This is a genomic window from Micromonospora maritima (assembly GCF_902825405.1).
Taxonomy (GTDB): domain Bacteria; phylum Actinomycetota; class Actinomycetes; order Mycobacteriales; family Micromonosporaceae; genus Micromonospora; species Micromonospora maritima.
The window spans coordinates 1-9,054 of the sequence record NZ_CADEAU010000211.1 but is presented as its reverse complement, the minus strand read 5'-3'; the positions used below and the strand labels follow the sequence as shown (position 1 = coordinate 9,054).

Here is a 9,054-nt window from a genome sequence, read left to right as displayed (position 1 = left end):
GCTGCGGGCGGTGGGCGCCCGCCGGGTCGCGGTGGCCGCCTACTTCCTGGCCCCGGGCCGGTTCCACGACGGGGTACGCGCGGCGGCGCGCTCGGCCGGGGCGGTGGCGGTCGCCGACCCGCTCACCGATCTGCCGGAGATCGCCGATCTGGTGCGGCGGCGGGTGGACGCGGCGGCGCGGTGACCGCTCCCGGACAGCAGGACGCCCCGGCCGGAATCCCGGCCGGGGCGTCCTCGCGTGTGCGGGTCAGGCGGAGTGAGCGCGCAGCACCCGGAGACCGCCGCGGCGCTTCACCGCGCGGCGCTCCTCCTCGCTCATCCCACCCCAGACGCCGGCGTCCTGACCGGACTCCAGTGCCCACTGCAGGCACTGGTCGGTCACGGGGCAGCGCCGGCAGACGGCCTTCGCCTGCTCCACCTGCAGGAGAGCCGGACCGGACGTCCCGATCGGGAAGAACAGCTCCGGGTCCTCGTCGCGGCAGACCGAATCGTGGCGCCAGTCCATGGCGGCAACACTCCTCATTCTTAGTGGGTGGCCAGATAACGCTTCGTTGCTATTCCTATATGCATCCGCATTGCCGATAGGTGACGGTCAGCATCCATCAATTCGGCGCTGCGTGAGCAGGCTGCGGGCCCCTGGACCTGCTGGAACAGCTCAACCTGACGAGCATATCCAGGCAATGTCCCGGTAACACGAGTTCGCTTGTGAATACTTTCACGAACGACAGCGATGTCAAGGGTGACGCTCGGAAAAACTCCGAACAGTGAGCGGGCTCACCACCCATTTGTCCGGGTTTCCGAAGTCTCTCGTTACCCGGCGTGCCACAGTCGAGGATCAATATAGTACGGTCTGCGTGACGTTGCTGACATTTCCGGCACCTTCCTCGGCGTGGCGGCCACCGCGTCCGCGCGGCGGGGGGTCCGCGTCAACCGACTGGGATACCCGAGACCTAGCAGATTACTCTGAGTGCGGCCGGCACGGAGGTAAATCTGACTTTTTCCCGCTCGCCGAGGTAGTCCCCGTCCAGTTGGAACGGCAGCGGACGGGCCGCGAGCAGGGTGAACTCGGCCACGTCGTGCAGCCGGAGCACCTGCTTGCCGTGCGGGTCGGGCTTCCGGGAGAAGAACTGGGTCACCGTGCGTGCGGTGCTCGCCACCTTGAGCTGCCGGATCGCGAGCACGTCCAACCCGAGGTCGAACGACGCCTCCGGATTCGGGTTGATCTCCCGGTCGCCGAGATAGGTCCACGGCGCGGTGTTCTGGATGATGGCGGTGGCCAACTCCGTCTCCGGAAGCTCGCCCGGACGTTCCAACGTGATCGCCGGGTGCCGGCGGTCGGAGCCGACGAAGTACTGGCTCGCCGTCGACCGGAAGTAGAGCGCCGGGGTGGACACCCGCCCGCGCTTGCGGGCCTGCTCCACCCGGCGGATCACCGCCGCGTCGAGCCCGAAGCCGGCGCAGAACGTGAAGTAGCGGTCGTCCGCCCGGCCCAGCCCGATGGTGCGGGAGCGGCCCAGCCGCAGCCCTTCCAGGATCATGCTGGTGCCGTCCGGCCACTCGCGGGGCAGCCCGAGGGCGCGGGCGAACACGTTCGTCGAACCGCCGGGCACGGTGGCCAGCGCCGGCAGCCGCTCCGCCGACGTCTGCCCGGTGCGGAACGTCGGCGGCTCCGCCGCCATCAACCCGTTGACCACCTCGTTGACCGTGCCGTCACCACCGAGCGTGACCACCAGGTCGACGCCCTCCTGGGCGGCCTCCCGAGCCAGGTCCATGGCGTGGCCCCGTCGGCGGGTGTAGCGCACCGACAGGTCGACTTCACTGCGCAGCGCCCGGACGAGCACGTCCCGGCTGCGTTCGCTGGTGGTGGTGGCCTTCGGATTGACCACCAGGACGGCCCGCATGGGCGGCACTGTACCGCGACTACCCACCGGTATCGTGGCGCCCGTGACGATCGACTCCGACCCGATCCCCGGTCCGCTCCGCGCGGCGGTGCTCCTGCTGCGCGCCGAGGCGGTGGCGCTCGGGCTGGTCGCGGTGTGGCTGATCTGGTCCGACCTCACCGCGCCGACCACCGATCTGACCTCGGCGCTGCTGGTGACCGCGTTCGCCGTCGGCGGCGCGGTCGCGCTCTGGGCGCTCGGCGGGGCGCTGTCGCGTCGGCGGGCCGGCGCCCGCGCGCCGGCCATCGTGCTCCAGCTCATGCTGCTGCCGGTCGGCTGGTTCATGATCGAGGGCGGCATGGGCTGGCTCGGGCTGCCGCTGATCGCGCTCGGGATCGGCATGGTGGGCCTGCTGGTGAGCGGCCCGACCAACCGGGCGCTCGGGTTCGGCGACCCGACCCCCTGACGGGCGCCCGCACGGCACCCGGTGCTCGGTCAGTAGCCGCCGGCGCGCCGGGTCAGCAGTGAGATGGTGGCCCGACCGTCGGCCGCGTGGGCGCCCGCCGAGGTGGTCAACGCGGTGAGCACCTTCCAGGCGAAGGACGACTCGGACGGGAGCGTGGCCCCGCGCACGGTCGGCACGGTCACCTCGACGGTGAGCGCATCCTCGGTGACCGCGAAGCGGCACTCCAGCTCGGCGTCCCGGGTGGCGATGGCGAGCAGCATGGCGCACGCCTCGTCGACGGCGATGCGCAGGTCCTCGATCTCGTCGAGGGCGAACTGGAGCCGGGCCGCGAGGCCGGCCGTCGCGGTGCGGAGCACGCCGAGGTAACCACCGTCGGCGGGCACGGTGAGGTGCACGACGTCGTCGTCCGTCGTCGGCTGCCCGGTCAGTTGAGTCACGCCTCATCCCCCCGGTGCGGGACTCTACCCGGTCAGGCGGCCGGGTGGGTGGGTGCGGGCGTCGTCTGCGCGGCGAGCTCGCGCAACGCCGGCCCGGCGAGCCGGTACGGGGTCCACTCGTCCATCGGCGTGGCCCCGATCGAGGCGTAGAAGCGGGCGGCGGGGTTCCAGTGCAGCATCCACCAGTCGAGGCGCTCGTAGCCGCGCTCGACGCAGATCGCGGCGAGGGTGGCCAGCAGCGCCCGGCCCGCGCCGGTGCCCCGGGCCGCCGGTCGGACGTAGAGGTCCTCCAGGTAGATGCCGTGCACACCGGCCCAGGTGGAGAAGTTGAGGAACCAGAGGGCGAAGCCCACCGGCTGGTCGGCCGCGTCCACCGCCACGTGCCCGAAGAGCGCCGGAGCGGCCGGGAAGAGCGCCGCGTGGAGCTGCTCGGCGGTCAGGTGACACTGGTCCGGGGCGCGTTCGTACGCGGCGAGTTCGTGCACCATGGCGACGACGGCCGGTACGTCCTCGGGACGTACCGGCCGGATCGTCGGTGCCGCGACGGGCGACGTCACGCCTGCTTGGTCTCCCAGAAGATCTTCGAGATCTCGTCGATCTTGGAGAGCAGCTCGTCGGCCTTGGCCGGGTCGGTGCCACCCTTGGCGCCGGCCGCCCCGGCCAGCTTGGTGGCCTCGTTGAAGAGCTGGTGCAGGTGCGGGTACTTCTCGAAGTGCTGCGGCTTGAAGTAGTCGGTCCAGAGCACCCACAGGTGGTGCTTGACCAGGTCCGCCCGCTGCTCCTTGATCAGGATGGCGCGGGTGCGGAACTCCGGGTCGGTGTTGGCCTGGTACTTCTCGCAGATCATTTTGACCGACTCGGCCTCGATCCGGGCCTGCGCCGGGTCGTAGACGCCGCACGGCAGGTCGCAGTGGGCACTGGCGGTCACACGGGGCGTGAGGATGCGGGGAAGGCGCATCAGGGTCCTCCATGGGATGTTTGCGATGATCCAAGACGACACTACTCCTGGAGATGCTTTCCAGCGGGCGGGAGGTGAAACCCGGTGCCGGGGGTGGACGAACACGAGGTGCCCGCGCTGCGCGGCCCGCTGGTGCCGGTGCTGGTGACCGGCCCGTCCATGTCGCCCACGCTGCGCCACGGCGACGCGGTGCTGGTCCGCACCGGCGGCCGGCCGGTCCGCCCCGGCGACGTGGTGATCGCCGTCTTCCGCACCCGTCCCGACCTGCTGGTGGTCAAGCGCGCGGTCGAGCCGCGCGACGGCGGCTGGTGGCTGCGCGGCGACAACGACCTGGTGGCCGACGACTCGCGGGCCTACGGGGTGGCCGACGTCCGCGGGCGGGTGGTGGTCCGCTGGTGGCCGCGTCCGGCCCGGATCAGGGGCCGGCAGGGGTAGCGGTGGATATGACCCCGCTCACATCCTGGGAGCCGGTGCGTGACTATGCTCGGAAAGTGCCCGGGTGACCCCCGCACCGCCGCCCCGCCGGTCGCTGACCACCGCTGACCACGCCGGCCGGTCCGTCTGCATCGACAGATCCTGGAGTCACCATGTCTTCGTCCACCCCGGACCCCGCTGATCCCGTCTTCCGGCTGCACGTCGGCGGCAAGATGGCCGTCGCCTCGACGGTGCCGCTGACCAGCCGGGAGGACCTCTCCCTCGCGTACACCCCGGGCGTGGCCCGGGTGTGCGAGGCGATCGCCGCCGACCCCGCGCTCGCCGACACGTACACCTGGGTGTCGCACACCGTCGCGGTGGTCACCGACGGCTCCGCCGTGCTCGGCCTGGGCAACATCGGCCCGCGCGCCGCGCTGCCCGTGATGGAGGGCAAGGCGGTGCTGTTCAAGCAGTTCGCCGGCGTGGACGCGGTGCCGGTCTGCCTGGACACCCAGGACGTGGACGAGATCGTCGCGGCGGTCAAGGCGATCGCGCCCTCGTTCGGCGGGATCAACCTGGAGGACATCAGCGCGCCGCGCTGCTTCGAGGTGGAGCGCCGGCTGGACGAGGCGCTGGACATCCCGGTCTTCCACGACGACCAGCACGGCACCGCGATCGTGGTGCTGGCCGCGCTGCGCAACGCGGCGACGCTGCTCAACCGCAAGCTCGGCGACCTGCGGGTCGCGGTCAGCGGCGCCGGGGCGGCCGGGGTGGCGGTGACGAAGATGCTGATCGCCGGCGGCGTCGACCCGGCGCGGGTGGTGGTCTGCGACTCCCGGGGCATCATCGGCCGGCACCGCGAGCTGACCGGCACCAAGGCCGAGCTTGCCGAACTCACCAACGCCGAGGGCCGCGAGGGTGACGTCACCGAGGCGCTGCGCGGCGCGGACGTGCTGGTCGGCGTCTCCGGCGGTCAGATCCCCGAGGCGGCGGTGGCCGGCATGGCCCCCGGCGGCATCGTCTTCGCGCTGGCCAACCCCACCCCGGAGGTGCACCCCGAGGTGGCCGCCCGGCACGTGGCGGTGGTCGCCACCGGGCGCAGCGACTACCCGAACCAGATCAACAACGTGCTCGCGTTCCCCGGTGTGTTCCGGGGCGCGCTGGACGCCGGTGCCACCCGGATCACCGACGCGATGAAGGTGGCCGCCGCCGACGCCATCGCCGGCGTGGTGGCCGAGTCGCTCACCGCCGACGCGATCGTGCCGTCGCCGCTGGACCCGCGGGTCGCCCCGGCGGTCGCCGACGCGGTGGCCGAGGCCGCCCGACGCGACGGGGTCGCGCGCCGCTGACGGGTGTAAGGAGGGGCACCTTCTTAACGCCTCCGGTAGAGGAAGGGCCCCTTCTTAACGGCCGCTCAGCTTGTTACCGTGCCGATCATGCGTGCCGCCTATGCCTCGGCCTTCGACGCCGACAACCCGCTCGCCGCGCTCACCGTCGGCGACCGTCCCGAGCCGACCCACCCGCAGGACGACTGGGTCACCGTGCGGGTGCGGGCCAGCTCGCTCAACCACCACGACCTCTGGTCGCTGCGCGGCGTGGGGCTGACCGCCGACCAGCTCCCGATGATCCTCGGCTGCGACGCGGTCGGCACCGACCCGGACGGCAACGAGGTGGTCATCTACCCGGTGGTGCCCACCCCGGGCGACCCGCGCGGGGTCTCCATCCTCTCCGAGCACTACCAGGGCACGTTCGCCGAGCTGGTCGCCGTACCCCGGATGAACCTGCTGGCGCTGCCCGACGGCCTGTCGGCGACCGACGCCGCGTGCCTGCCCACGGCCTGGCTCACCGCCTGGCGGATGCTCACCACCAAGGGCCGGGTCGCCGACGGCGAGTCGGTGCTGGTCCAGGGCGCCGGCGGGGGCGTGGCCACCGCGGCGGTCGCGCTCGGCGTCGCGCTCGGCAAGCGGGTGTACGCGACCAGCCGCGACGCCGCCAAGCGGGAGCGGATCACCGAGCTCGGCGCCACCGCGCTGGAGCCCGGCGCCCGGCTGCCCGAACGGGTCGACGTGGTGATCGAGACGGTCGGCGCGGCCACCTTCGACCACTCGCTCAAGTCGGCCGCCCCGATGGCCCGGATCGTGGTCTCCGGCGCGACCGCCGGCCACGAGCCCAAGGTCAACCTGCGACGGGTCTTCGCCATGCAACTGGAGATCCTCGGCACCTCGATGGGCACCCCGGACGAACTGGCCGCGCTGCTCGCGTTCTGCGCCGAGCACGAGGTCCGCCCGGTGGTGGACCGGGTGGTGCCGTTCAGCGGGATCACCGAGGCGTTCGCCCGGCTGCACTCGGGCGAGGTCTTCGGCAAGGTGGTCGTCGACCACACGGCGTGAGGTGGATGGCGTGTTAAGAGGGGGCCCCTTCTCTACCGGAGGCGTTAAGAAGGGGCCCTTCCTTACAGCCGGTCGTCGAGGGTGGCCAGGCCACCCCTGGCGGCGTCGGCGGGCAGGCGCTTCTTCGCCGCCGGGTCGCCGTAGAGCGTCCAGCGCAGGAACTCGACGGTGGTGTCGGCGACCACGCGCAGCGCGGTGCCGTCGCCGAGCAGCGCGCGCCCGTGGTCGCCCTTCGGCAGGCTGAGCATCGCCTTCGGCCACGGCACCGCGTCGTAGACGGCCTTGCCGGAGGCGTACGACACCACCTCGTCCGCCTCGCCGTGCACGAACAGCTGCGGCGCGGCGGCCCCGGCGAACGCGGTACCGACGCCGAGTGCCGTGCCGGCGAAGACGATGCCGGCGTCGAGCCGCTCGTCCCGCCCGGCGGTGAACAGCCCGATGGTGGTCACCCCGCCGGCGCTGTGCCCGGTCGCCGCCACCCGCTCCGGATCCAGCCGGCCGCGCAGCGGGTCGCCCGCCTTCTCCCCGAGGGCGAGCACCCGGGTCAGCACGTACGACACGTCGGCCGGCTGGTTGAGCACGTCCAGCGGGTTGCCGTCGCCGCCCCGGCCGGTGTGCGGGAAGCGGGGCGCGGCGACCACGAAACCGGCTGCCCCCCACCGGGTCAGCAACACCTGGTAGTCCTCCGGCCGGGCACCGAGGCCGTGGCTGAACAGCACCACCGGGAACCGCCCGTCCGCCGCCGGCGCGGACCGCTCGGCCCCGCCGCCGGCCGCGCCCTCCGCCGGGTACCAGAGCGTCACGGGCAACGGCCGGTCGCCGTCGCGGTTCAGCTTCAGTTGGCGTACGCCGACCGCGAAGCTCTCCGAGGGCGCCTTCCCGGCGGGTACGCGCGGCGTGGGCGCGCTCGTCGTCGGCGGGGCGTCGGGTGCGGGCCGCCCGGTCGGGGCGGCCGGCTCGGAACAGCCGGTCAGGCCGGCGCCGAGCAGGGCGGCGGCGGTGGCCAGGGCGACGGGACGACGGCGCATGAACTCGATTGTGCCTCGCGATCGGGGGTGACCCGGCCGGGTCAGTGCAGTGGGTGACCGCCGGTCGACGCGCGGAGACGGGCCAGGTCGGCGGCGTCCTTGGCGCGGCGCGGCCGGTCGGGCATCCAGACCGGGAACATCTCCTTGAACTCGATCTGCGCGGCCACGCTGATCACCGGCGCGGTGAGCCGGCCGATCCGGCCGGACGGGCCGCCCAGCATCCCCTCGGGCAGGGGGGTGCCCGCCCACGGGCCGGCCCCGACCACCACCCGTCCCGCCCCGTCCCGGTCCAGGTACGCGAAGCTCAGCTCGACGTCACCCCGGAGCACGTCGAGCTGGGTCGCCGCCGGCATCCGCGGGTCGGGCCGCCAGCCGAGCGCGCCGAGCCGGGCGGACAGCCCTTCGGCGTCCCGGCGCCAGCAGTACCAGTCGACGTCGACGTGCGGGCGGGTCACCGCGCCGAGGTGGAAGTCCATCGCCCAGCCGCCCCGCAACCACACCTCGGTCCCGGTCGCGTCGGCCAGGTCGACCACCTCGCGGATCGCGTCCAGTTGCCGCTCCGTCAGCCCGTCCACGCCCGCAACCTATCCGTCGGATCCGGGGGTCAGGTGGGGAGGGAGCGGGTGGTGAAGGTGGTGGTGCCGGGTGCGGTGGCGTCGGTGGGGAGGCGGTGCAGGGCGGCCCGGTCGGCGTACAGCGTCCAGCGCAGGAAGTCCGTGGTGGTGGCCAGCACCTGGGTGAAGCCGGGCCGGCCCGGGCCGAGGTATTCGCCGTGGCCCTGACCGGGCAGGCTGAGGAACGCGGCCGGTCCGAGACAACGGGCGTACGCGGCCCGGCCGATCGACTCCGGCACCACCCGGTCGGCGGCGCCGTGCACGAACAGCATCGGCGCGAGCGGCCGGACGAGGCCGACGACCGGCCGGCCACCGGCGATCACGATCCCGGCCCGTACCGGGGACGGATGCCCGGCGGCGAACATGCCGAGCGTCGTGTGGCCACCGGCGGAGTGCCCGGCGGCGGCGAACCGGTCCACGGCCAGGTGCGCGCCGAGCGGGTCACCGGGGCGGGCACCCAGGCGGACCAGGTGACGGACCAGTCGCCAGGCGTCGGCGGGCTGGTTGCGCACGTCGTCGCGGGTAAAGCCGCGGGCGCGCAGGTTGGTGCGGGGATAGGTGGGCGCCGCCACCACGAAACCGGCGGCGGCCCAGCGGGTGGTCAGCTGCGCGTGCAGCGCGGGCAGGCTGCGCAGGCCGTGGCTGAACACGACCACCGGGAACCGTCCGGCGGCCACCGGCGCCGCCGCCCGGACATCCGGCGCGGCGGACGGGGCGGTGACCGGGCCGGCGGAGGCGGCCCGGTCCACCGGGTACCAGACGGTGACCGGAAGGGGACGGGGACCGCCCGGGTCGACGGTGAACTGCCGCAACCCCACCGCGTACGGGCGCTCCGGCGCGGCCCGGTCGCCGGCCGGGGCCGGGCCG

General features: G+C 73.4%; 12 protein-coding genes and 1 pseudogene. 5 read left to right on the top strand and 8 right to left on the bottom strand.

Going from position 1 to position 9,054, the window contains the following annotated elements:
• Positions 1–184, top strand: a pseudogene (locus HUW36_RS18770) (cobalamin biosynthesis protein CbiX); the annotation flags it as partial.
• Positions 185–247: 63 nt separating this feature from the next.
• On the opposite strand, the gene HUW36_RS18765 reads toward HUW36_RS18770, so the two are convergent.
• Positions 248–505: a WhiB family transcriptional regulator gene (locus tag HUW36_RS18765; protein WP_013288358.1), complete on the bottom strand. Its 258-nt coding sequence runs from the start codon at positions 503–505 to the stop codon at positions 248–250.
• A 445-nt stretch (positions 506–950) separates the two neighbouring features.
• On the bottom strand, positions 951–1,901 hold the full coding sequence (locus tag HUW36_RS18760; protein WP_174529363.1) for a diacylglycerol/lipid kinase family protein: 951 nt from the start codon (positions 1,899–1,901) through the stop codon (positions 951–953).
• Between the two features lie 43 nt (positions 1,902–1,944).
• On the opposite strand from HUW36_RS18760, the gene HUW36_RS18755 reads away from it, so the two are divergent.
• The gene (locus HUW36_RS18755; protein ID WP_174529362.1) at positions 1,945–2,346 is read left to right on the top strand and encodes a hypothetical protein; all 402 of its coding nucleotides are present in this window, start codon (positions 1,945–1,947) and stop codon (positions 2,344–2,346) included.
• Positions 2,347–2,375: 29 nt separating this feature from the next.
• Here the strand turns inward: HUW36_RS18755 and HUW36_RS18750 are convergent, their stop codons facing one another.
• From HUW36_RS18750 to sodN, 3 genes are read right to left on the bottom strand one after another with little or no spacing between them, the layout of a single operon-like run.
• Positions 2,376–2,783 (bottom strand): ATP-binding protein, encoded by a 408-nt coding sequence (locus HUW36_RS18750; RefSeq protein ID WP_174529361.1) that lies wholly within the window; start codon positions 2,781–2,783, stop codon positions 2,376–2,378.
• A gap of 32 nt (positions 2,784–2,815) precedes the next feature.
• Positions 2,816–3,340, bottom strand: coding sequence for a GNAT family N-acetyltransferase (locus HUW36_RS18745; protein ID WP_174529360.1), 525 nt, complete (start codon positions 3,338–3,340; stop codon positions 2,816–2,818).
• On the bottom strand, positions 3,337–3,741 hold the full coding sequence (gene sodN, locus HUW36_RS18740) for a superoxide dismutase, Ni (protein ID WP_089155059.1): 405 nt from the start codon (positions 3,739–3,741) through the stop codon (positions 3,337–3,339). The genes HUW36_RS18745 and sodN overlap by 4 nt, the downstream gene beginning before the upstream one ends.
• An 84-nt stretch (positions 3,742–3,825) precedes the next feature.
• Here sodN and HUW36_RS18735 point away from each other — a divergent pair, with 84 nt between their 5' ends.
• The 3 genes from HUW36_RS18735 (at position 3,826) to HUW36_RS18725 (ending at position 6,545) form a co-directional block, all read left to right on the top strand.
• Positions 3,826–4,176, top strand: a complete 351-nt coding sequence (locus HUW36_RS18735; RefSeq protein ID WP_246248218.1) for a S26 family signal peptidase — start codon at positions 3,826–3,828, stop codon at positions 4,174–4,176.
• Between the two features lie 152 nt (positions 4,177–4,328).
• Complete coding sequence (locus HUW36_RS18730; protein ID WP_174529359.1) at positions 4,329–5,504, top strand: NAD(P)-dependent malic enzyme; 1,176 nt, start codon at positions 4,329–4,331, stop codon at positions 5,502–5,504.
• Between the two features lie 78 nt (positions 5,505–5,582).
• Entirely contained in the window at positions 5,583–6,545 is a 963-nt protein-coding gene (locus tag HUW36_RS18725; RefSeq protein ID WP_174529358.1) for a zinc-binding dehydrogenase, read from the top strand.
• Positions 6,546–6,607: 62 nt separating this feature from the next.
• Here the strand turns inward: HUW36_RS18725 and HUW36_RS18720 are convergent, their stop codons facing one another.
• The 3 genes from HUW36_RS18720 to HUW36_RS18710 form a co-directional block, all read right to left on the bottom strand.
• On the bottom strand, positions 6,608–7,573 hold the full coding sequence (locus HUW36_RS18720; protein WP_174529357.1) for an alpha/beta hydrolase family protein: 966 nt from the start codon (positions 7,571–7,573) through the stop codon (positions 6,608–6,610).
• 41 nt (positions 7,574–7,614) lie between these two features.
• Entirely contained in the window at positions 7,615–8,148 is a 534-nt protein-coding gene (locus tag HUW36_RS18715) for a nucleotidyltransferase domain-containing protein (protein ID WP_174529356.1), read from the bottom strand.
• Between the two features lie 29 nt (positions 8,149–8,177).
• The coding region (locus HUW36_RS18710; RefSeq protein ID WP_174529355.1) for an alpha/beta hydrolase family protein at positions 8,178–9,054 on the bottom strand (877 nt) is incomplete at its 5' end.